This is a genomic window from Paenibacillus methanolicus (genome assembly GCF_008124765.1).
Lineage (GTDB): Bacteria > Bacillota > Bacilli > Paenibacillales > Paenibacillaceae > Paenibacillus_Z > Paenibacillus_Z methanolicus.
On the sequence record NZ_VNHS01000010.1, the window covers coordinates 296,617 to 319,564 of the forward strand.

The following is a 22,948-nucleotide window of genomic DNA, read 5'->3' on the forward strand; positions in this document are numbered from 1 at the left end:
GCCTGCGAAGGCGCGCGTTTTTGTGTTGCTTATTTTGTGCCAACCTACTCCACGGTCACCGAATCCGCATAGATCGACGAAGTCCCGCTGCCGTTAGCCGCCCCGCCGAACTCGACGCCGATCTCCCGCACGTCGCCCAGATTCGCTTTGCCGGCCAAGGACAGACTTAGCGTCGTTCCCGCGGACGTGACGGACACGGCGCCGCTGTCGTACCACTGATAGCCGCTCCCGGTCTTGATGTACAGCTTCGCGGTCATCCCGCTGCCGAACGAACCCCACGACGCCGTAGCGACGCGCGCCTTGAGCAGCGATTTGCCCGACAAGTTGTGCGCGGCGGCCCGATATAACGTGTAGCTCTTCGTGGCGGCTCCCAAATTGATGTCCGCCTTCAGCCCGCTTGCGCCGCCGGCCTTCCATTCGGAGACGGTCCATGGGCCGCCCGTTACGTTGCCGCCCGCCCAGGACTGGGTCGAGCCTTCGAAATCGTACAAGGTCGTCGCCGAACCGCCTCCGCCTCCGCTTCCGCCCGCTTCGGTAATGGACGAGAGCGCAATCTCGCCGCGATTGACCGTCCACGCGTCGTTCAGAAGCGCCGAGGCGTTCTGGTTGCGGTGCGGCGCCCAGCCGTCGTTCCAGGCGAAGAAGTAGACCGTCTTCGGGAAATTCGTCTTGATCGCGTTGATCCACTTCGCATAGTCGAACGTCCCTTGCGAGTCGGGTCCGATCTCGGTGAAGGCGAACGGCTTCCCGAGAGCGACCAGCTCGTCATACCCGGTCACGCTGGACGCCGGGTTATCATCATACGCATCTAGGCCGACAATATCCACGTAATTCGCGCCTGGGTAATACGCTGTGCGATTGCCCCGGCTGAAGTCAGGCGCGTAAATCCAGATCAGATTGTCGAGCCCCTTCGTCACCGTGAAATAATTGTACATCTGGATCCACGCGTTCTTGAACGCGGCCGCGTCTTGATTGCCCCACCAGAACCAATCGCCGTTCATCTCGTGGAACGGCCGCCACAGCACAGTGACGCCCGCATTCTCTAGATCCTGCAGACCGACCGCCGTCTTGTCCAGATACGCCCGCCAACGCGCGCCCGTATCCGTGCTTGGGTTCAGCAGGTCGCCGAAATTGGCGAGCTTCGTGTTCAGGTTGCCGCCGGTCGCCACCCCAGGACTTGGATAATGGACGTTGACCGTCGCCAGTCCGCCCGCGGCGGCGTAGGATTTCAGCCCGCTGTTGCAATCGTAGTTAATGAGCGTCGTCGGATCCGATGCGCTCGCCCAACCCGCCCCGTAATCGCACCCGAAGATGCCGGGGTGCTGTCCGGTTGCCGTCCGCAGCTCCTCCAGCTGCTGCGTGGAGAAGGTATGTCCGCTATACCCGCCGAAAAAACCGGACACCGTCTTGTTCGCCGTTCGATTCGGCAGATGCGCGAGCCAGTTCAGCGTATCCTTCGTCTTCTGGCTGGCATTGACGTTGACCGTCCCGACCGTGTGCGCATCCGCGCTGGCGATGACGCTCGCTCCGAGCAAAAACACCAAGACATACGGCAGCCATTTTCTCATCCTCATTGTTCATCTCCCCTTCGTTATAGAATCGTGCCCATCTAAACCGATACTTGAGCGGTCCTTCTTTCTGCAAGCTGTCGCCCGATATGTATGCGCTTTCTTGATGTTGAACTCATTATAATCGCTCTCCCAAAAGCGCATCTAGAGGACGGTTTTTACTTCCGAATGACCGCGAACAGGGTTGTTTTTACCTTCGACGAATTGCAATAGGCCCGTTTTTACATGCGGTCGAACACGCAAAAATGCCCGGCGTCCATTCCGGACACCGGGCATTGCAAAGACAGAGAGGAATCCGAGTTTAGTCCTCGTCATCCTCCGCCATGATTCGTTTCATCTCCAAGTATAGCTCCGTCTGCCGATCGCGCTCGCGCCCCTTTTCCTTCAGACGCTCGATCGCGGGAAGAATCAGAATGTCGACTTCCTTCTGAACCACGGCCGACAGATCGTACCGGCTCTGCGACTCCAAGAACGAGCCGACTTCCATCAGCGCGTTATACCGGTCCAGTTCATCCCGGGTCAGCAAGCCGCGTACCTGAACGCTGCAGTGGCGCATTAGAAGAACTTCCCTTTGCGCAGCACGAGCGGAATGCCGCCGATGATGAACAGGTAGCGAAGATCGATCAGCTTCTTCAGCCAGGCGGCCACGCGGCCCTTGTACGTCTTGCCGAACGCAAGGCCGATCGCCTCGCCTTTGCCGAGAGACGCCACCGTGCCTTTGTTCTTGAACTCGAATTTGCGCAGCGGCTGGTTGCGGATCGAGGCGACCAGGTTATGCGCGCACGTGACGCCTTGCTGCATCGCGATCTGCGCGGTAGGCGGGTATGGGCGCCCTTCCGGATTCAAGATGAGCGAGTTGTCGCCGACGATGTAGATGTTCTCGTTGCTCGGCGCGCGGAGGAACTCGTCGACCTTCACGCGGCCGCGCATCGTCTCGAAGCCCGCCTCGTCGATGAGACGGTTGCCGCGAACGCCCGCCGCCCAGATGACCGTCGCGGAGCGAATCTCTTCGCCGTCGCCGACGATGACGCCGTCCGGCGTGCATTCCTTGATCGCCGTGCCGATGCGGAACGTGACGCCCTTCTTGGTCAGCACCTGCATGGCGTATTCGACCAACTCCGGATCGAAGCCCGGCAGCGCGCTCGGCGCCGCCTCGACGTTGACGATCCGCACGAGCTGCGGATCCACGTCGAACTGTTTGCACAGCTCCGGCACGCGGTCGGCCAGCTCGCCGACGAATTCGATGCCGGTGAAGCCCGCTCCGCCCACGACGAACGTCAAGTAGTCCGTACGATGCGGCTCCCGCTTGTAGCGCGCGAATTGGTATTCGATATGTTCGCGAATCAGACGGACCGAGTTGATGCTGCGAATGTTCATCGCGTACTCGCTCATGCCCGGAATGCCGAACGTCTCCGGCTCGCCGCCGACGCCGATGACGAGATAGTCATAGGAGAGCGTGCCGTCCTCCAAGATGACTTTCTTGTCCTGCGTGCGGATTTGGACGACCGTCGACTTGACGAAATCGATCTTGAACTCGTCGATCAGCTTGGAGATGCTCACGCGCGCGTTCTCGGCTTTGTCCGTGCCGGCGGCCGGCATGTGAAGATGCGTCGTAATGTAGTGGTAATCGTGCTTGTTGACCAGCGTCACGTCGGCTTCATTATAGTTCAATTCTTTCTGCAGGCGCAGCGCGGTCAGGATGCCGCCGTAGCCCGCTCCCAGAATGACGATTTTCGGTATGTTGCTCATGTTTAGAATCCCATCCATTCCTATTACTTTATCCTTTGTGAAAAATTACACATATACAGTTGTTTATGGGGTTTCTCTCTGTACGGGAAATTGTAAAATGTCGTCAAAAACCGCATAAAGACGCAATTATACACCCTATATTTAATATCACACATGATACAAATTTTTCAGTTAAGTTTCAAGGGTAAAAATATACGAAAAACTTTAGAATTATATCCAATTTCGTAATTTTCATCAACCCCTTCTGAACAACTTCATCGGGGCGTAATGGTAGTATATTTAAAATCGCGGAGGTGCTGCTCTTTGTCCGACAACGCGAATGACAGCAATACGGTCGACCTGGCCATTATCGGCGGCGGTACGGCCGGCATGTTCGCCGCCTTCTACGGCGGCATGCGGCAGGCTTCGGTGAAGCTGATTGATAGCATGCCCGAATTGGGCGGCCAGCTGGCGGCCCTCTATCCCGAGAAGTACATCTACGACGTCGCGGGCTTCCCTAAAGTGACGGCCCGGGAGCTCGTCGACCGGCTCAAGGCGCAGCTGGCGCATTTCCGCCCCGAGGTTTGTCTGGAAGAGAAGGTGCTGGATGTGATCAAACGCGGGGAGCGTCATTTCGAAATCCGGACCGACCGCGGCGTCCACCGCGCCAAGGCGGTGATCGTGACGGCGGGCGTCGGGGCGTTCGAACCGCGCCGCCTCGAGCTGGCCGAAGCGGACCGGTTCGAGGGGCGCTGCTTGCATTATTATGTGCAGGATGCCAGCCGGTTCCGCGGCAAGCGCGTGCTCGTCAGCGGCGGCGGCGATTCGGCCGTCGACTGGTCGCTTATGCTCGAGCCGATCGCCGCCAGCGTGACGCTAATCCACCGCCGCGATAAATTTCGCGCGCATGAGCACAGCGTCCAGCTGCTCAAGCAATCGGGCGTGCGCGTGATCACGCCTTGCGAGATTGCCGCCCTGCACGGCGAGGACGCGATCGAACGCGTGACCTTGCGGGACGTCAAGACGGGCGAGACGACCGAGCTTGAGGCGGATGCGGTCATCGTCAGTTTCGGCTTCGTCTCTTCGCTCGGACCGATCGCGGAGTGGGGAATCGCCATCGAAGGCGGTTCCATTCTCGTCGATTCCCGAATGGAAACGAGTATCGCCGGCATATTCGCCGCAGGCGACATTACCGCATATCCCGGCAAGCTGAAGCTGATTGCCGTCGGCTTCGGCGAAGCGCCCACCGCGGTTAATAACGCCAAGGTATATATCGATCCGTCAGCCAAGCTTTCGCCCGGCCATAGCAGCAACATGAAATTATAAATGAAGGGAAACGAAAGAGGGTATCCTACCGCTTGGGCGCCGCTTCCCGAAGAGGCGGCAGAACAAGGAGGATACCCTTTATGTTATGTCCGGTATGCAATGGTCTGGAATCCTTATTTGCGCTATGCCGCTCATGCGGCCAGCCTGCTGCGGACTGCGGACGGCTCTCGGATTATAGCGGTCCGTATTCGCCGTACGAGCCGGATCCCGACTTGCATAACACCGATGCGGCGGCAACTAGCGTCTTCTCCGCGGAGCTAACTTGCAAACATCTCGTTAGCTGCCCCGTATGCGGAATGAGCGAGGAGACGGCAGTTAAGCAATGGCGTGCAAGCGAGCATTGATTCTAGCGTACCGAGTGCATTCGCTAGCGGTTGTATCTCTAGGCGGTAATTCGACGCAAGTTGTCCGTGTTGATCTGCCTGCGCTTGATTTCGGCAGCGAGCAGTTGGATAAATTCGGGCTCCAGGTTGAACTGCATGGCCGCTTGATAAGCATCCATGAGCAGCTCGTCAGACAGAATCTCCATGGTTCCACACTCCCTTCCTGTTTCTTCCTGACTCATCTTAGCATGTCCCGATTAAGCAGAACAAGCGTTCGAGATATCCACAACATCATGTGGACAGCGTGTGTGTATATTGTGGGTATTAGAGGAAAAAACAGGAATAGCAACGAGGATAATGTGGATACGGTTATGCACAGCTGCCGAGGACCACTTCTCAATAAAAAACTTTAATGAATATTCTTCCTCCCATTAACGTAATCTATTACCTTCGCTTACTGCGGCCGCGTGTTCACCTCGAATATCCACATCTTCCCGCTCTGATCGATGCCGAAATCAAATCCCAGTTGACCAAGGCCCGGGAATCGCGACTCCAACACTTCCGTCCCGAGGCGGGTCAGCTCGCGCATTTTGCGTTTCTTGCCGGCAACGGCCGCCCCGGAGAACGAACGGCGGATCCCTTCGGAGCCGGATAGCAGCTGCCCGCCCCGGCACAGATTCGTGACGAACAACCCGGGCTTGGCCCACCTGCCCACGATCGCCCTGATCTGCCAGGCCCCGTTCTCCTTCACGTATTTCACTCGGTAATCGACCGGCCTCCCTTGGATCGTCGCCAGCCGAATGCCCTTCTGGATCAAATAACGACGGCCCTTGCGCATCCGGTCCAGCGACCGGTACATCTCGCCGAACGACGCGAAATGCTTCTTCTTCGCATAGTAGGCGTACGCGTAACCGCTTCCGCTCTTGGTAACCTTGATCACGCCATGGCCGCCCGCGCCTTTGACCGGCTTCACGACGACCATGCCGTGCGCGGCGAGCATGTTCCTCAAGTTCGCCTCCGTTAGCAGACGCGTCGGCGGGATATGCGGCGCGATCCGCGGATGCGATAACAGCGCCGCCGTTTTGTCCCATTTGCTGGCCAACTGTCTTCCGAGCTCTTCCATCTCACTCGCTCCTCCCGTCTGTTGACATGGAATAGCATATGCCGCGGAGATAGGAATCTCTTGGATGATTGCCGCCGGCAACCCGCCTGATTCGAAAGGTTGGTAGAGTCCGCCGCCGCGCGAAGCGACGTTAAACCGCGGCTTTGAGCATATTGTTCATGTACGTCCGATAGGCGACCATGAAGTAGACCGACTGCATGATGATATAGATCGCGATGACGATGCCGACATAGAGATAGATTCGGCCGCTCAATAGATTATCCAGCGCCTTCATCGCGAACAGCGTATGCAGGATGCCGACGGCCACCGGCACGTAGAAGATGACCGACACCTGTGCCATTACGACCCGCCGGATTTCGCCGGCCGTCATCCCGATGCGCGTGAGCGCCCTGAACTGCGCCTCGTCGTCCTTCATCTCCGTGTACATCTTGAAGTACAGCATGCTGCCGGAGGCGATGAAGAAGAGCAGGCTGACGAACAGGCCGACGAACAGCGTGAGCGAGCTCGTTTCTTTGATGGACAGATAACCTTCGACCCGGTTGGTCATCGCCTGGTTGCGCATCTCCTCCGGAATGGCGGCTTTCACCTTCACCATCGTGGAGAGCGCGTCTTCCCATTGCTCCAGCTCCACGCCGTAGCTGACGACCCGCTTCTCCGGCGGCGTCCGCGACAACTGCGATTCGTACGTCTTGTCGTCCACCACCAGCAGATACGTGTAGATGCCCACCGGCGTCAGCACGGCTCCCGCCCGCGTCGGCTCCAGATCGAACGTCGTCCAGATGCCGTTCAGCTTCGCCTCGATCGCCTTCCCCTTGTACAAGCCGGTATCTTTCATTTCGACGTACGGGTACACGAGGAAAGCCTTGCCTTCGCCCACGGTCGCTTGGTCGCGTCCGGTCAGCGCGGCGGCCCGGTTATATTCCGAGATGCCGATGACGGCCGCGTTGATCTCCCCAACGCCGGAGCGGAACGCGCCGCCCTTGGCGCCCCGCGTCGCTTCGGTCGCGATGCCGGCCACCTTGATCTCGTAGGCGATCTTCCGCCCGTCGGCGAGCAGGATTTGCCTCAATTTGTCCGGCTCGATGACCTCGTGAACGTCCAGCCCCTTCTCCACGTAGCCAATCGTATGCGGGGCGTGCGACATGAGCTGGGCGCGGCCGTTTTCTTTGAAGACGTACAACGTGCCCGACGCGGTCATGATGACGGCGCTCAGAATCGTCACCATGAACAGGATGCGCGCGTTGTCCTTCAGCTTGAACGCCATCTGGGCGAGCGCGATCATGTTCGTGCGATTGTAGAAGATGCCTTTGTTCCGCTTCAGCAGGCGCAGAATCGCCACGCTGCTCTGCGTGAACAGGAAGTACGTGCCGACCAAGACAAGGAACAGAATCGGCAGCGTCAGCATAAGGAACGTTCCCAAGTTCATGAACGTGGCCAACGTATAACCGCCGGCGAGCGTGGTCAAGCCCAACAGCGCGAGCCAGATGCTGAACGCCGGCTCCTTCTTCGGCTTGCTCGCCTCCTTCAGCAAATCGACGATTTCCGTCCGCCCGACCCGCAGCGCGCCGATCCAGTTGAGCGCGTTGAACAGCAGCAGGAAGCCGCCGACGGTGAGCAGCACCGCCTTCACCGGCACCGAGAACCGGATCGGATTCTCGACGCCGAGCAGCAGCGCCATCGCCATGAAGAACAGCTTGCTGAGCAGAATGCCGATGCCGATGCCGACCGCGATCGCGAGCAGGGCGATGAACAAGCTCTCCAACATGAGCATTCGCCGCAGTTGGGGGCGGGTCATGCCGAACAGGGCATAGAGCCCGAACTCCTTCTTGCGCGTCTTCAGGAAGGCCGAGTTGGCGTACAGCACGAAGAAGAACGAGAAGACGACGACGATATATTCGCACGCCTCCATCCCTCTGCGCACCTTCTCCGCCTGCTCGATATGGCCGTTAATGACGTCCGGATGGAACAGGAACGCGCCGTACATGTAGAAGACGAGCACGGAGAACACGCTGCTCAGGAAGAAGGCGCCGTAAGCGCGCCAATTGCCGCGGATGCTGCTAAGCGCGAGCGAACGGAATGTCATCGAAATTCCCTCCCAACACGCTAAGGCCGTCCAAAATTTGCTGGAAGAACAGCTGGCGGCTCGATCCGCGACGAATCTCCGAGAACAATCGGCCGTCCTTGATGAACACGATGCGCTGGCAGTAGCTGGCGGCGAACGGGTCGTGCGTCACCATCGCGATCGTCGCCGCGAAGCGCTCGTTCATCTGCTTGAGCGATTCCATGACGTCCTTGGCCGCCTTGGAATCGAGGTTGCCGGTCAGCTCGTCGGCCAGCAGAATCGACGGCTTGTGAATCATCGCCCGCGCGATCGCCGCCCGCTGCTTCTGCCCGCCGGATACTTCGTAGGTGCGCTTGTTCAAAATCTGGTCGATGCCCAGGAGCTGCGCAAACGGAATCAGGCGCGCCTCGATCTCCTTCACCGGCGTCCCTTCGAGGACGAGCGGAAGCACGATGTTCTCCTTGATCGACAGCGTGTCGAGCAGATTGAAGTCCTGGAAGACGAAGCCGAGCTCTCGCCTGCGGAACAGCGCCAACTGCTTCTCGTGCAGGCGGGCCGGCTCCGTGCCGTTAATCCAGATGCCGCCCGAGGTCGGCTTGTCGATCGTCGCCAGCAGGTTCAGCAGCGTCGTCTTCCCGCTGCCCGACGGTCCCATAATGCCGACGAATTCCCCTGCCCCCACTTCGAGGTCGATGTCTTCCAGCGCCTTGTAGGCGACGCTGCCTTTGCTGGCGTACGTCTTGCACAGCGCTTGCGTGCGTAATACGGTCATGACGATTCCTTCCCTTCGCTTGGTTCTTATGGGACCAGTATACCGTGAGGGAAGCCGTCCCCCTCATCGATTCAACTTGCAAACGGCAGGAGAAACCTTACAATATTGTCACCTCTCCTCGATGCGGTGCAAGGTTCGCGAACGGAAGGCGATCGTGACGGTCGTGCCGCTCCCCTGCTCGGATTCGGCCGTTATGGCGTGCCCCAGCTGCCGGCATACCAGCTTGGCCAAGTACAGCCCCATGCCGGTCGATTCCCCGACGATGCGCCCGTTCTCCCCCGTGAAGAACGGATCGAATACGCGCGCAAGCTCGTGGGCGGGGATGCCGATGCCTTCGTCGCGAACGCCGATGCTCGCTCCTCCGTCCGGCTCCTGCGCGATTCGGATATACAGCCGCTTGGCGCCCGGCTTGGGCGCGCTGTATTTGATCGCGTTCGTCACGAGCTGCCCGATCGCGAACGACATCCACTTCTCGTCGGTCTCGGCCGAAGCGCTCCCTTCGATCTGCGGATAGATGCCGTGTTTGATGCACAGCCGCTTATGGCGGTTGACCACCTCGCGCGCCAGCGCCTCCAGACGCACTCCTCGCACATGCATGTCCAGCTCGAATTTGGACAACCTCGCCGTATACAGCATCAGATCGAGTCCCTGCGTCAGCCGGTCCGCCTCCTCGCGGATGCTGGCAAAGACGTCGCCCGCATCCGGCTCCTCCGCCCCTTGCTGGCCGAGCAGGTCGATGACCGATACCGGCGTCTTCATCTGATGCACCCATTGATGGGTAAAATGCTGATGCACCTCCTGCTGCCGCCGATAGCGGCCGAGCTCGTCCATATAGGCTTCGTGCTGGCGGGCGATCAGCCGCTGCACGGCGCGCTGGTCGCGCGTGACGCCCGAGCGGATCTGCAGCGCGGCTTCGAGCTTGCCCGCGCGCAGCGCCTCGCCAAGCTCGCGGAAATAAGACCGCTGGCGCACATAATCCGCCAGCAGCCAGACGAGAAGGAAGAACAGCGCGAGCATGAACGCATAGACGATGCTCGCCGCGTCCAGCTTCAAGCCTTGGGTCGCGAGGGCGAGCACGAGCGCCGTCTCCGAGAGCGCAAGCGCCAGCAGGAAAGCCGCGATGTACCAGGCCTTGTCCGCCACATAACGCGCGAACGTCAGCGAGAGGTCCGATGCTTCGAATGGCGCCCTAGCCGCTAAACCTATGCCAGCGCCGTTCTCGGCTTCCCGGCCCGCTCGTTCCGTATGGCCGTTCATGCTCCGGCCTCCTTCATGTTCAGCTTGTAGCCTGACCCCCGCACCGTCTCGATGACGCCCGGCAGTCCGAGCTCCTCCAGCTTCCGGCGCAGCCGCGTGACGTTGACGGTGAGCGTGTTGTCATCCACGAACTGCACGTCGTCCCACAGCGTCTCGAGCAGCCGCTCCCGGCCGACGACGCGTCCCTCGTGCTTCAGCAGACACTCGGCGAGCAGGCATTCGTTCTTCGTCAGCGCCATTAGCCGTCCGTCCCATTCCAGCTCGCTGCGCGCCGGATGGAGGCGCAGCCCGCTCTCATGGAGCTCTCCTTCCCCCGGAGCCTGCTGCGCGGGGACGGCCGCGTATTCGCCGTATGCCCGGCGCAGCAGGCCTTTGATCTTCGCGAGCAGCAGATCGAGCGGGATCGGCTTCGTCACGTAATCGTCGCCGCCGTTCTCGATCGCCATCACCTGATCCATCTCGCCCGAACGGGCCGAGACGAAGATGATCGGGGCGCTGGTCGCCGTGCGGAACTGTCTGCACCAGTAGTAGCCGTCATAGTGAGGCAAATGGATGTCCAGCAAAATGAGATGCGGTTCCCACTCTTCCATTTCCTTCTTCAGTTCATGCATGCGCGCCGCGACGCGCGCTTCGAAGCCGTATTTGACGAGCGACCTGCGCAGCAGCTCGCCGATCTTGTCGTCATCCTCCACGATAAATATGCGGTACATCCCGGTCCTCTCCTCCCGTGCGCGGTTCCGGACATCTCGCGCATTCCGCGTGTCCGCCTTGTTGAATCCGTCGCCGCTTGTCGAACTTTATTCTAGCCGCTTTTCCAGCTTCTCTCAATCCCGGCTCCCTCCCCCTTCCCCCTCCGCCGAGGGGAACCAAAGGACTTTGCCCCTTCAGATCCCCCTTTCTCCCTCGCCCCTTCCCCCTCCGCCGCAATGCTGTCAGTTTAAGAGGGCTCCGCCCTTTTGACCCGAGTTTTATTGCTCCCTCCTCCCACCTCCTCCGCCGAGGAGGCTCCAAGGGCTTTGCCCTCTGGACTCCCGTCTTCGTGCTGGCATGTTTGTTCGCGGTCGGCGGAAAGGCTTGAGTGTGGCACGCTTTTGTCCTGTCGGACAAAGCTTCAGTCGGTTTTGAAGTCCGTCCTAAGACTTAAGCCGTCAACTATAGGCCCTAGTTAGCTTCAGCGGACGTTTTTCCTTAACCTGACAGCATTGCCCTCGGCGGAGGGGTGTAGGGAAACTCCCAAGTAAGCCTTGTCCGCCAGGACAAAGCGTGCCCGCACGAAACCATCCGCCGACCACTGACCTCACGTCAAGCATGAAACGGGTGTCCAGAGGGCGGAGTCTGAGCGATTTCCAACGGAAAACGCGCTTCGGAAGCATGGGCTATGGAGCCCCTCGGCGGAGGGGTTGGGGAGGGCATCATAAAAACCGCGGCTGCAACGATGCAGCCGCGGTCTGATGACGCGATATCGAGACGATTTTAGTACACGAGCGTCAGCCGTACCAGCTTGTCGTTCAGGGTCGTCCGCGCGAACGATTCGTACGTGTAGCTGTACCGCGTAATGCCGGTCTGCGCCGCGAGAGCCTTCTTCATATCCGACGCGAGCGTCGCGCCGCGGGTGTAACGGAGCACCACGGACGTCTCGCCCTGCTCGATTGCCGCGGAGATTTTATCCTTCAGCGCCTGCAAGGTCGTCACCGTGTAATCTTCGTTCATATACGCAAAGCCCATGTCCAAATAGAGTCTGTCGTAGAATGCGACGCGGCTTGCGTCCGTCTTCGCCAGCGCCCTCAGCGTGGCGTCGTAGGCCGTGACCGCCTTCGGATAATTCGCCGCCTTCCAGCTGTGGTCGGCCCGCAGCTGCGCATCGGTGACGTTGTAATAATTGTAGACGACGCGCCCCTTCACGTCCGGCACCGGATCGTCCCAGGTCGTATCCATATGGTACCACTGGCCGCCGAGCCGGACCAGGTTCCACGCATGGGATTGGCCGCGCGAGCTGCCCTCCACGATGCGAACCGGAATGCCGGCCTGCCTCATCATCTCGTACGTTAGCAGCGCGTAACCTTGGCAGACGGTCCTGCCCTTGCTCAGCCCGTCGAACGCCGAATGCGACACCAGCGTCGTATCGTAGGCGATATTCGTCACGATCCAGTCGTGAATGGTTTTCGCTTTCTGATGATCGTTCATGCCGGCGGTCAAAATCTCGTCCAGCGCCTGCGCGACTTTCTGCCGCACCTGCTTCGTCTGGGCAAGCGATTCCCAGTAGGTCAATTTCACCGTTATTTTGGCGCTCGTGCCGGAGATGACGGCCGAGGTCGCATAGCTTTTCACGATATAATGCAAATAATCGTCCGACGCCAGAGCGGCGGCGATCGCCCGGTTCAGATCATTCTTGAGCGCGGTCTTCGTGCCCGTATAGGAAAGGGTGACGGTGCTTGCCCGTTTCTCGATCGCCGCCACGAGCGTTTCGCTCATGTTGGCTTGGACGGCCGTCGCCTGCGCCGCGGCCGCTTCTGCCGGCCGCACCGGTCCGAGCACGGCCGCCGCAGGCGCGGCGCCTAGCAGCATTGCCGCCGCCAGCATGCCTTTAACCAACTTCATCTGCCGTTCCTCCTCGCATCCATGTCTTAGGGTGTCTCTCTCATTCTAGCATCAATCGGCGGATTTGGGACGCGTTGGCCGGCTGCCAATTATTCGCGGATGCTTGCCCAAGCCCATACGTCTATCCATACGCGCCGTTCGCCGGACTAGTACAACGCCGGCCGATCGTTCACGAAACAGGCGCATTTTCCGATCGATTCGAGCTTTGGCAACCGGGGCTAGGAAATCGTTTCCATCCCGGCGCGCCTTATGTTAAAATGAACCCGCTTCGGGGTAAGAGGACATGCAGCAGCGCACCCGCGTTTCAATGAATTTGAAGGATGAAGGAGCGTGCGAGAAAGATGAAATACCGCAAGCTTGGCAAGAACGGACCGAAAATCTCGGTCATCGGCTTCGGATCATGGGCCATCGGCGGAGGCGGCTGGGCGAGCGCATGGGGCGAGCAGGACGACGCGCTGTCGATTGAAAGCGTGCGCGCCGCCCTCGACGCGGGCGTGACGTTCTACGACACGGCGGCCGTCTACGGGCTCGGCCATTCCGAGGAGGTGCTCGGCAAGGCGCTCGGAAGCGACCGGCCGAACGCGGTCGTCGCCACCAAGTGCGGCCTCGTCTGGGACGACGCCGGCGCGATCGCGCGCAGCGGCGCCTACGAGTCGATTCTCCGCGAGGCGGAAGCCTCGCTGCGCCGCTTAGGCACCGACTATATCGACTTGTACCAAATGCATTGGCCGGCCGAAGACGCGCCGCAGGAAGAGACGATGCGCGCGCTCGAGAAGCTTGCGCAGGACGGCAAAATCCGCTGCATCGGCGTCTCCAACTACAACATCGAGCAGCTGGAGCGTTCGCTCACGGTCGCCCATGTCGATTCGCTTCAGCCGCCGTATTCGATTCTCCGTCCCGCGGTCGAAGCTCAGCTGCTTCCGTTCTGCCAGCAGAACGGCATCGGCGTCGTCGCCTACAGTCCGCTCACGTCGGGGCTGCTGTCGGGCACCTACACGTACGAGACCAAATTCAGCGACGACGACTGGCGCTCCCGCAATAAGGCCCACACCGGCGAAGGGCTTCGGCAGAACGTCGACAAAGCCGAGCGGCTGAAGGCGATCGCCGAGCGGCACGGCTTGACGCTGCCGCAGCTCGCGGTCGCCTACGTGCTCGCCCATCCGGCGCTCACGAGCGCGATCGTCGGCGTCCGCAAGCCGTCGCACATTACGGGGGTGCTGCCCGCCGCGGACGTCGCGCTGGACGACGCCACGCTCGTCGAGATTCGCGGCATCGCGGCAGAGTAAGCGCGGCGAACATGAAGCGGATTGGTATTCGTGCGGTTGATGGATAAACGTGCTATGCATGCGTGTATTTCAACGCGAAAAGACCGCCGGGGACTCCCGTCTCCCGGCGGTTCTTTGACATGCGCGCGGATTGGGGTCACCGCATGCGGACATGCCGGCCTAGCCCTCCCGCATCGCGCGAGCCATCTCCGCAAGCTTTAGCGTCGTGCGCCAGTTGCGCGTCGTGACGGTATGGCGCAGCTTGGCCAAATTGTCCGCCAGCTTCGATTCCGACATGCGCTGGCGCAGCAGCAGATAGAGCTCCCGCCCCATGACGCGGTATTCGTCCTTCTCGTTCCCGGGATCGAGCTTGCGCGCGATTTCCTCCGGCCCCGGCGCGTCGTCCGCGAGCAGCGACATCTGGATGCTCTCCTCTTCGCCGAGGCCTGCCGCGTCGTACGGACAATCGCGGATGATCGCGTCCCACTCCTCGGCCGTGCGGACCATGACCCGAACGCGAAAGCCGAACCGGCTCTCGATCGCATCCTCGATGCGGCCCGCAAGCGCCGCCGCCTCTCCCGCTTTCGCCTCGAAGACGACGTTGCCGCTCTGGATATATGTTTGCGCGCGGCCGTGCCCCATCGCTTGAAACATCATTCGAAGCTCGGCCATCGGGATTTTGTTATGCCCGCTGACGTTGATGCCGCGCAGCAGCGCGATATAGATCTGCATGAGGAATCCTCGTTTCCTTTTTCCGCCAGTATACCATGTCGGTCGGAATGCAGGCTATCCGCCCGCCGATGGCTCTTGGGGCAGCCCTCTAAAGACAAGAAACGAAAGGCTGGCAAAGGCTACCCGGATGCTTCGCGATCTACTTCGTTATTCCCCCTGCGGAATCGCGATTGCGAACGACTGCGCGCCTTCCGAGCCCGGGGCGATCTCGTATTTCTGGAATACGACGATGGCTTGTTTTCCCTCAATATAAAAAGTCGGTTCCGCCGAAATGCCTTCGAACGCGTAGACGGCGGCGTTCGCCTTCTTCGCGATCTGGGCGCGAATCGCTTCGTTCACGACCGTTTCGTAGTTCTCGCCGAACAGATCGGCCAGCGTCATGCGCGATGCCGCTGCGCCGTCCTTCACGTTATAGGCGTCGATGCGGTCGCCCCGGTCGTAGGAGCGGTACGTCTCGAGCTCGAATGACAGGATGCCGGAAGTATTGGCGTGCACGGCATAGTCGATGACCAGCTCGTATTTATGGAAAGGATAACCGCCCTTCTTCGCCTTGGCGTAATCGACGCGCGCGACTTGCTTCAGCAGCTCGATGTCCTCGGCGGCATGGCGCGCGATGATATCGTTCAGCTCGGCCTGATAGCGGGCGTCCTTCATCCCGCGGATGACCGGGATTCGCGCCTTGACGCTGACGAGGCTCGATTCGTAGTTTAGGCTTTGGGCGGTAACGGTCGTCTTCGCGGTTTGCGAAGGCGCCGCCGTATAGGTATGGACGGGTTTGCCCGCCGCCAGCGCCGAAGCGCTGCCTCCGGCGATCAGCGCCGCGCCAAGCAACGCGATGGTTGCGATCTGGAACGAAGCTGGAATGCGTGTAGTTGTCATGATGAAGGTTCCTCCGGTTGATTGTCGTTGCCACAATGGCTGATGGATTCATCATACGCCCGTCCGGGGGCAAGGGGGTTACAAACCCGTAACGAAAACGTAACAAGGCGGTAACAGCAGGCGAGCACTCAGCAATCGGCCGAAGGAAACAGTCGGAATGTCAACGTTCAACGCAGCTCCTTACAATTCCCGGATTGCGAAAAAGCCGCCTTCAACGAGAGCGCTCTCCCGTGAAAAACGGCTTCTTCCCTGTCAGATTCGTGCCGCTTCAATTCAGCCATGTCGTCTTCGCAGCCGCTTCCGTCCGCTTCGTCTCCGGCGTCTCCTCCGCCGGGTAGCCGACGAACAGCGTGCCGATCACGTTGCGGCCTTCCGGCGCGCCGATCAGCGCGTGCATCCCGCCGTCGTGCACGAGACCGATGCCGCGCGTTCGCCACACGAGACCGAGCCCGAGCTCGGAAGCGGTCAGCCACATGGCGTGGATCGCGCAAGCCGCGGCGTATTCGTTATCGTGCGTCGCCGCCGCGTCGCCCTCCACGATGTCGGCGGTGACCGCGATGACGACCGGCGTCCCAAGCAGTACCTTCATCGATTCTTCGACGAGCTTCGGCTTCGTCGGGAAACGCGCCTGCAGGTAGGCCGCGGCCGCTTCCTCGTAACGACGCTTCGATTCGCCCCGCAGGACGTAGAAATGCCACGGCTCGCGCAGCCGGTCGTTGGGCGCCCAGACGGCGGCCTCCAGCAGGGCGCGAATTTTCGCTTCTTCCACTTCGGTCGGCAGCAGTTGTCTGACCGCCCGCCGCTTGCGCAGCGCGATTGTAATGGACATAAGAGATCCCTCCTCCGCTTATGATTGCGAGCTAGCGTGTTCTCCGCTTCCGCTTCTCCCGCTGAGCTTCGCACAGATCGAGCCACTTGCCGGCGAGCGACGGATTCGAGGCGAAATGCAGATGCGCGTAACCCGCCACCAGATTCCCCCGCGCCATGCCGTCCGGCTTGGCGCCGCGCATGCCTTTGGACAGGTAGGCCGGTTGCGGCGCGTTCGACGGGTCTCCCGCTTCGGCTTCGCCGGCAGGCGGCTCGTACACCGAGTAATGAAACTCGTGCCCCTTCGCCTGCCCGCCTTCGCCGAGCAGCGCGTTGACCGCCGTGCCGGTCAGCTCCCGATAGCCGAGCGCGGCCAGCTTGCGCTGCATCCGCACCTCGCCGGGCAGCACGCCGGCCATCGGATAGCGGCGTCCCTCCGTATCGGTGATCGCTTCGGTCAAATACATGAAGCCGCCGCATTCGGCCATAACCGGCATGCCGCTCTCCGCCGCCGATCGCACGGAAGCTTTGACCGCTTCGTTCGCGGACAGCTCGGCCGCGAACTGCTCCGGGAAGCCGCCCCCGATATAGAGGCCGTCCGCATCCCACGGCACCGGCTGTCCGGCCAGCGGCGAGAAATACGCAAGCTCCGCCCCGTTCGCCTCGAGCAGCTCGAGATTCTCCGGGTAGTAGAAATGGAATGCCGCGTCCTTGGCGACGGCGATGCGCACTGGACCGCCCGCGCGCGGCACGCCGGCCGCCGCGAACAGCCGGGCCTCAGCCTCGATCGCCGACGATTCGGCGAGCGCGAGAATGCGGTCCAGATCGAAGCTCGCTTCGATCTGCTCGGCCAACCCTCCGAACAGCCCCGACAATTCCCCGCGCTCGATGGCCGGCACCAGTCCGAGATGACGTTCCGGCATATTCAGCGCCTCGTCGCGCTTCAAGTAGCCCACGACCGGTATGCCGCATTCCTGCTCGATCGCCGCGGCGACGAGACGGTAGTGATTGTCGCTGCCGACCTGATTGGCGACGACGCCGGCGATCCGGACCCGCGGCTCCAGCAGCTGGAAGCCCCGCACGATCGCGGCCGCGCTGCGCGCCATGCTCCGGCAGTTGACGACGAGCAGCACCGGCGCGTCCAGCAGCATGGCGATCTCCGCCGTGCTGCCTTCGTTCGAGAGCGGATCGCGGCCGTCATAGAAGCCCATAACCCCCTCGATGATCGAGACGTCCGCCTCCGCGCTGCCTCGCGCGTAAATCTCCTTAACCGTGTCGGCCGGGAACATCCAGCCGTCCAAGTTGCGCGACTGCCGCCCGGTGACGGCGGCATGGAAGGTCGGATCGATGTAGTCCGGCCCGCACTTGAAGCCCTGCACGGCCAATCCTCGGCGCGCGAACGCCGCCATCAGCCCGATCGCGGCCGTCGTCTTGCCAACGCCGCTGCCCGTACCGGCGATGACCAGTCTTCGGTCCGTCATCGCGATATCGCCTCCTTCGCCGAAGGGAACGGCACGATGCCGACCGAGATCGTCACGTTGCCGGACTTCTTCTTCACGAGCGCGAGCTCGCTCGCGCCGGTGTACCGCTTGACGGCCGGCTCGCTGACGCCGTAGGCCCCGGTGAATCGGAACACCGTATCCGACGGCGAATCCATCGGCATCTCGTTCAGTTCCGCGGCCGAATAGACATGCAGCGGCCAGCCGTGCCGCTCGCATACGGCGAGCAGTCCTTCTTCGTCCTGCTTCAGATCGATCGTGCATACGGCTTTGACGCTCTTGCGCGACATCCGCAGCTCGGCCAATGTCTCCTCGATGATCGCCTCGATCTCCTCGGCTGAAGTGCCCCGGTTGCAGCCGATGCCGAGGGCAATCACCTTCGGCCTGTACAACACCCCATTGCGCAAAATCGCTTCTTCCTCCTGCGCGAGCAGCCGGTGCGTCACGACGAGCGCCGCCTCCGGCTCGTCCGCCAACGCTTCCGCGATCGTGCCATAGACGCGGATCGTCGCCGGCAGCGGCGCTTCGCGCGTCCACCAGTCCGGCTCGCCCGACTCCTGCACGACCGCGACCCGCTCCTCGTTCACGACCGACGCGCTGACCGGCGTCAGCTTGTCCGCCGACTCCCAGCTCCAGCCGAACCGGCGGCCGAACAGATCGACGGCGATCGTCTTCTGCACGTCCGAGGCGGTCGTGACGACGGCGCGCGCTCCGATGGCCGCCGCCACTTCCTGCGTCAGCTCGTTGGCGCCGCCAAGATGCCCGGACAACACGCTGATGACGTGCTCGCCTTTGTCGTCGATGACGACGATGCCGGGATCTTCCTTCTTATCTTTGAGCAGCGGCGCGATCATGCGCACGACCGCGCCGAGCGAGATGATGCAGACGATCCCTTTGTACCGGGGGAACAGCGCCGGGAACAATAGCCGCACGCTGCCTTCGAACAGCTGGATGCCCCGCGCTTCCTCGTCGCCGCGCGCGAATTTGCCCATATAGTACATATCCGAATTGCCGAATAGCTGTTGCATCCGCCTGGCCAGCTCGACGCCGTGCTTGGTGATCGCCACGACGGCGACGTCCCCGTTCACGTCGATATCCGGGATTACGCCCTCGACAAGCGCAATCATTCTTTCACCCCTCGGCGGAACCGGTGAGTGAACGTCTTGTCGTACAGCTTGGAGCGGTACTGCTCCTTGCCGTGAATATCCGGATCGAGCGCCCAGCCGGCGAGAATCATCGCATGCGAGCGAATGCCGTGCTCCCGCATTTGGGCCTCCAGCTCGCCCACGGTCGTCCGGATCACGAGCTGGTCCGGCCACGTCGCCCGCTGCACGACGGCGACCGGCGTATCAATGCTCCAGCCTGCCTCGCGCAGCTCGGAGACGACCTTCCGGACGAGCGTCGCGCTCAGGAACAGCGCGATCGTCGTATGGTGCGCCGCCAGGTCGCGCAGCTTCTCCAATTCCGGCACCGGCGTGCGCCCTTCGGCGCGCGTCAGTATAAGCGTCTGCGTCAATTCAGGAATCGTCAGCTCCGCCCCGATCGCCGCCGCCGCCGCGAACACGGAGCTGACGCCCGGCACGACTTCCGCGCCGACCCCCTCCTTCTTCAGCAGCGCGACCTGCTCCATGATCGCCCCGAAGACGGACGGATCGCCCGTATGGACGCGCGCGACCATTTTCCCGGCCCGCACGCGGTCGACCATGATGCCGACCATCTCGTGCAGCTCGAGTCCCGCGCTCTTGATGACCTCGGCCTCCGGCTTCGCCTTCGCGACGAGCGCCTCGCTGACGAGCGAATCCGTGTACATGACCACGTCCGCCTCCTGCAGCAGGCGCAGCCCTTTGACGGTAATCAGGTCCGGATCGCCAGGCCCCGCACCGATGAGATATACTTTCATGTTTCCGTTCATTTTCGCACCACCATCAGCGTCAAATATTCCAGCTCGCGCCCTTCCAGCTCCTCGACGCGCCTCCAAATTTGCTCCTCGCCCGAGGTGACTTTCGTCAGCACCGCCGCCTTGTGCACAAGATCCAGATCGCGCAGCACCTGCAGCATGAGGTCGATCACCTTCGCCACCTTGATGAACACGACGCACGCGTGCGATTCGATCGCGCGGCGCATCGTCTCGTAATCGCCCGTCGCCGGCACGATCGCGACCTGCTCGTCCCCGTCCGCCAGCGGAACGCCAAGCCGCGAAGCCGAAGCGTTCACGGACGAGATGCCCGGCACCGCGACCATCTCGACCTCGGGATGGCGCTCCGCCATGAGCCGCATGAGATGAATGTAGGTGCTATAGATCATCGGATCGCCTTCCGTGACGAATACGACGTCCTTCCCGGCCCGCAGCCGCTCCCAGACCGCCTCCACCGTCTTGCCCCACTGAAGCGCCAGCGCTTCGGTGTCCTTCGTCATCGGGAACGTCAGGCCGAGCATATCCTTCTCCGCCGTGTCGACGTACAGCTCGACGATCGCCAGCGCGTAGCTCTTTGCTCCCATCTTTTTGCGCGGATAAGCGATGACCGGCGATTCCTTCATGAGCCGGAACGCCTTGATCGTAATCAGCTCCGGATCGCCGGGGCCGACGCCAACGCCATATAATCGGCCAAGTTTGGCCGGCGCTTGCGCGGACGCTACTTGGGTTGCTCCTCCGTTCATCGTGGGTTCGCCTCCTCTTCCTCTCTTCGCCATGCCGTCACGATAAATACCGGATTGAGCGCTTCGAACCGGGTCAGATCGAGAATCGGCTTGCTGCGCGACAGCTGCGCGAGCGTCATTCGCGTCTCGAACCCTTCCGCCTCGAACGCCTGCGCCGCCTCGTGCAAGTTCTCGAGCGTGACCGCGTTCAGCACGATGCGTCCGCCGGCGTTCAGCCTCGCGCAGCAGACGGCCAGCAGCTCGCGCATCTCTCCGCCCGTGCCCCCGATGAACACCGCGTCGGGAGCGGCGAACGTCTCCAGTCCTTCCGGCGCCCGGCCGTGAACGGCCGTAAGATCGACGCGGAATTTACGCATGTTCGCCTGACAGTTCGCGAGATCGCCCTCGTTCTTCTCGATGGCGTACACGGCGCCGCGCGGCGCCAGCTTCGCCGCTTCGATCGCGACCGAGCCGGTGCAGCAGCCGATGTCCCATACGACGCTATCCGGACGCAGCGCGAGTTCGGCCAGACTCAGCACGCGCACCTCGCGCTTCGTGATCAGCCCCTTGTCCGGCTTGCGCTGGGCGAATTCCTCATCCGGTATGCCAAGCGGCCAGACCGGCGCGACGGCTCCGGCATCCCGCTTCAGAATGACGACGTTAAGCGGAGAGAACGCTTCCGGCGGCTGTTCGGCCAGCTCGGCCAAATCATGCCAGCCGGTCTTCTCCGTCTCGCCGCCCAAGTTCTCCGCCACGAATGCCCGGTATTCCGTCATGCCGAAATCGAGCAAATACCGCGCGATCGCCCCCGGATGATTGTCCGCATCCGTGAGGAGCGCCGCCTTCGCCTTCCCGTCGAGCCGCTGAGCCAAGCCGCGCAAGCTTCTGCCGTGCACGCTGAGCAGCTCGGCGTCCTGCCAGCTTTCGCCGATCCGCGCGAAGGCATGCTGCACCGAGCTGACGTTCGGGTAAATCTCCGCTTGCAGCTTACCGGCGAGATAGCCGCCGATGCCGTAGAAGAGCGGGTCGCCCGACGCCAGCACGACCGTATCGCGCGTCTCCCGGTCCAGCTCGTCCGCCAGCTGCGCGAGTCCGCCTTTGATAATCCGTTTCTCTCCCTCGTAGCCCGGGAAGAAATCCAGCTGCCGCTCGCCGCCGACGAGCAGCCCGCTGGCATTGATCCAGGCCAGCGACTGCAGCGGCAGGCTGGCCGGCCCTTCGTCGCCGATGCCGATGATTCTCAACGACCGTTCCATGTCCTCATCTCCCTTGCGCTTCCCCTTGCTTCTCCACGCGTCCCAAAATGACGCCCTTCATCGACATGATGACCGTCTCGAGCGCATACGCCGCCTTCGCTTCGCGCAAACCGCTCTCGCAGCAAGCGGCGCACAGCCGCTCGAAGAACGCCAGCATCCCGCGCTCCTGCATCATGTCCCCGACCTGCGCCGCCGTGTTGGCGCCCCGGATTTCCTCGACCGTCCCGGGATCGGCCCCCGCCTCCTCGGCCGCGGACGCCAGGAAGCCGAAGTCGACCGGCGCGCTCTTCGAATGCACCATCATGACGCCTTGGGCTACCTTCGAGAACTTGCCCATCATGCCGGAGAGCGTCACCTTCCGGACGCCTTGTCTGGCGCACATCGTCAGCGCGAAGCCGACGAAATCGCCCATCTCGACGAACGCCTCCTCCGGCAAATCCGGATAAAGCCCCATCGCGACCTTCTCGCTTCGCCCGCCGGTCGACAGCACGATATGCGTGCAGCCGCTCTTCACCGCGACGCGAATGGCCTGCGCGACGCTCGCCTTGTACGCGGCCGTGGAGAACGGCACGACGATGCCGCGCGTCCCCAGGATCGAGATGCCCCCGATAATGCCGAGCCTGCCGTTCAGCGTCTTCTTCGCGATTTCTTCCCCGTCCGGGACCGAGACGACGACGCGGACGCCCCGCTCCAGCTCGAAGCTGTCGAGCGCGGCCTGCACCGATTCGCGGATCATTCGGCGCGGGACGGGATTGATCGCCGCCTCCCCGATGTCGACCGGCAATCCCGGCTTCGTCACGCGGCCGACGCCGATGCCGCCGTCGATCTCGATGCCTTCGCCGTCCCGCCACCGGACTTCGGCCACGATGCGCGCGCCATGCGTCGCGTCCGGATCGTCGCCGCCGTCCTTGATGACCTCGCACAACGCGCGTTCCGCATCATATTCGCAAGCATGCATCAAGAACGTCACTTCCTCCCCGATCGGCAGCTTAATGACGGATTCCGGCTGCGGCTCCTGGAGAATAAGCGCCGTTACCGCCGCCTTGGCCGCCGCCGCCGCGCAGGAACCCGTCGTATATCCGTGCCGCAGCGGCTTGGCCTCCTTCTCCTCCATCG

General features: G+C 61.8%; 21 protein-coding genes. 2 read left to right on the forward strand and 19 right to left on the reverse strand.

Annotated elements, in window-relative coordinates:
• Positions 1 to 44: 44 nt before the first annotated feature.
• The 3 genes from BCM02_RS25565 to BCM02_RS25575 all read right to left on the reverse strand — a co-directional run bounded on the left by BCM02_RS25565 (position 45) and on the right by BCM02_RS25575 (position 3,317).
• The gene (locus tag BCM02_RS25565) at positions 45 to 1,574 is read right to left on the reverse strand and encodes a glycosyl hydrolase (protein WP_246183547.1); all 1,530 of its coding nucleotides are present in this window, start codon (positions 1,572 to 1,574) and stop codon (positions 45 to 47) included.
• A 295-nt stretch (positions 1,575 to 1,869) separates the two neighbouring features.
• On the reverse strand, positions 1,870 to 2,124 hold the full coding sequence (locus BCM02_RS25570) for a hypothetical protein (protein WP_148931960.1): 255 nt from the start codon (positions 2,122 to 2,124) through the stop codon (positions 1,870 to 1,872).
• A complete protein-coding gene (locus BCM02_RS25575; protein ID WP_148931961.1) occupies positions 2,124 to 3,317 on the reverse strand; it encodes an NAD(P)/FAD-dependent oxidoreductase in 1,194 nt (397 codons plus the stop codon). The genes BCM02_RS25570 and BCM02_RS25575 overlap by 1 nt, the downstream gene beginning before the upstream one ends.
• Before the next feature lie 303 nt (positions 3,318 to 3,620).
• Between BCM02_RS25575 and BCM02_RS25580 the strand changes: the two genes are divergently transcribed.
• Positions 3,621 to 4,622: an NAD(P)/FAD-dependent oxidoreductase gene (locus tag BCM02_RS25580; protein ID WP_281288233.1), complete on the forward strand. Its 1,002-nt coding sequence runs from the start codon at positions 3,621 to 3,623 to the stop codon at positions 4,620 to 4,622.
• A gap of 382 nt (positions 4,623 to 5,004) precedes the next feature.
• Here the strand turns inward: BCM02_RS25580 and sda are convergent, their stop codons facing one another.
• From sda to BCM02_RS25615, 7 genes are all read right to left on the reverse strand, one after another.
• Entirely contained in the window at positions 5,005 to 5,151 is a 147-nt protein-coding gene (gene sda / locus BCM02_RS25585; protein ID WP_148931963.1) for a sporulation histidine kinase inhibitor Sda, read from the reverse strand.
• Positions 5,152 to 5,399: 248 nt separating this feature from the next.
• Positions 5,400 to 6,068: a YheC/YheD family protein gene (locus tag BCM02_RS25590; protein ID WP_148931964.1), complete on the reverse strand. Its 669-nt coding sequence runs from the start codon at positions 6,066 to 6,068 to the stop codon at positions 5,400 to 5,402.
• Positions 6,069 to 6,198: 130 nt separating this feature from the next.
• Positions 6,199 to 8,151 (reverse strand): FtsX-like permease family protein, encoded by a 1,953-nt coding sequence (locus BCM02_RS25595; RefSeq protein WP_148931965.1) that lies wholly within the window; start codon positions 8,149 to 8,151, stop codon positions 6,199 to 6,201.
• Positions 8,126 to 8,902, reverse strand: coding sequence for an ABC transporter ATP-binding protein (locus tag BCM02_RS25600; RefSeq protein WP_148931966.1), 777 nt, complete (start codon positions 8,900 to 8,902; stop codon positions 8,126 to 8,128). The genes BCM02_RS25595 and BCM02_RS25600 overlap by 26 nt, the downstream gene beginning before the upstream one ends.
• 108 nt (positions 8,903 to 9,010) lie before the next feature.
• The gene (locus BCM02_RS25605; protein WP_148931967.1) at positions 9,011 to 10,159 is read right to left on the reverse strand and encodes a sensor histidine kinase; all 1,149 of its coding nucleotides are present in this window, start codon (positions 10,157 to 10,159) and stop codon (positions 9,011 to 9,013) included.
• Positions 10,156 to 10,869, reverse strand: a complete 714-nt coding sequence (locus BCM02_RS25610; RefSeq protein WP_148931968.1) for a response regulator transcription factor — start codon at positions 10,867 to 10,869, stop codon at positions 10,156 to 10,158. Before BCM02_RS25610 ends, BCM02_RS25605 begins: the two co-directional genes overlap by 4 nt.
• 763 nt (positions 10,870 to 11,632) lie before the next feature.
• Positions 11,633 to 12,757 (reverse strand): transglutaminase domain-containing protein, encoded by a 1,125-nt coding sequence (locus BCM02_RS25615; RefSeq protein ID WP_148931969.1) that lies wholly within the window; start codon positions 12,755 to 12,757, stop codon positions 11,633 to 11,635.
• Positions 12,758 to 13,098: 341 nt separating this feature from the next.
• Here BCM02_RS25615 and BCM02_RS25620 point away from each other — a divergent pair, with 341 nt between their 5' ends.
• Positions 13,099 to 14,043, forward strand: a complete 945-nt coding sequence (locus BCM02_RS25620) for an aldo/keto reductase (RefSeq protein WP_187434406.1) — start codon at positions 13,099 to 13,101, stop codon at positions 14,041 to 14,043.
• A 159-nt stretch (positions 14,044 to 14,202) separates the two neighbouring features.
• On the opposite strand, the gene BCM02_RS25625 is transcribed toward BCM02_RS25620, so the two are convergent.
• The 9 genes from BCM02_RS25625 to BCM02_RS25665 all read right to left on the reverse strand — a co-directional run bounded on the left by BCM02_RS25625 (position 14,203) and on the right by BCM02_RS25665 (position 22,946).
• The gene (locus BCM02_RS25625) at positions 14,203 to 14,754 is read right to left on the reverse strand and encodes a DUF1697 domain-containing protein (RefSeq protein ID WP_148931971.1); all 552 of its coding nucleotides are present in this window, start codon (positions 14,752 to 14,754) and stop codon (positions 14,203 to 14,205) included.
• A 147-nt stretch (positions 14,755 to 14,901) separates the two neighbouring features.
• Positions 14,902 to 15,633 carry a DUF3298 and DUF4163 domain-containing protein gene (locus BCM02_RS25630; protein ID WP_148931972.1) on the reverse strand — a complete coding sequence of 244 codons (732 nt, stop codon included), beginning with the start codon at positions 15,631 to 15,633 and terminating at the stop codon, positions 14,902 to 14,904.
• Positions 15,634 to 15,901: 268 nt separating this feature from the next.
• Positions 15,902 to 16,462 (reverse strand): nitroreductase family protein, encoded by a 561-nt coding sequence (locus tag BCM02_RS25635; protein WP_148931973.1) that lies wholly within the window; start codon positions 16,460 to 16,462, stop codon positions 15,902 to 15,904.
• Positions 16,463 to 16,493: 31 nt separating this feature from the next.
• A complete protein-coding gene (locus BCM02_RS25640; RefSeq protein ID WP_148931974.1) occupies positions 16,494 to 17,921 on the reverse strand; it encodes a cobyrinic acid a,c-diamide synthase CobB in 1,428 nt (475 codons plus the stop codon).
• On the reverse strand, positions 17,918 to 19,066 hold the full coding sequence (locus tag BCM02_RS25645) for a cobalt-precorrin 5A hydrolase (RefSeq protein ID WP_148931975.1): 1,149 nt from the start codon (positions 19,064 to 19,066) through the stop codon (positions 17,918 to 17,920). Before BCM02_RS25645 ends, BCM02_RS25640 begins: the two co-directional genes overlap by 4 nt.
• Positions 19,063 to 19,839, reverse strand: a complete 777-nt coding sequence (cobM, locus tag BCM02_RS25650; protein WP_148932076.1) for a precorrin-4 C(11)-methyltransferase — start codon at positions 19,837 to 19,839, stop codon at positions 19,063 to 19,065. Before cobM ends, BCM02_RS25645 begins: the two co-directional genes overlap by 4 nt.
• An 8-nt stretch (positions 19,840 to 19,847) precedes the next feature.
• Complete coding sequence (gene cobI, locus BCM02_RS25655) at positions 19,848 to 20,597, reverse strand: precorrin-2 C(20)-methyltransferase (protein WP_246183548.1); 750 nt, start codon at positions 20,595 to 20,597, stop codon at positions 19,848 to 19,850.
• Positions 20,594 to 21,832 (reverse strand): precorrin-6y C5,15-methyltransferase (decarboxylating) subunit CbiE, encoded by a 1,239-nt coding sequence (gene cbiE / locus BCM02_RS25660; RefSeq protein WP_148931977.1) that lies wholly within the window; start codon positions 21,830 to 21,832, stop codon positions 20,594 to 20,596. The genes cobI and cbiE overlap by 4 nt, the downstream gene beginning before the upstream one ends.
• A gap of 4 nt (positions 21,833 to 21,836) precedes the next feature.
• Complete coding sequence (locus BCM02_RS25665) at positions 21,837 to 22,946, reverse strand: cobalt-precorrin-5B (C(1))-methyltransferase (RefSeq protein WP_187434407.1); 1,110 nt, start codon at positions 22,944 to 22,946, stop codon at positions 21,837 to 21,839.
• Positions 22,947 to 22,948 lie beyond the last annotated feature (2 nt).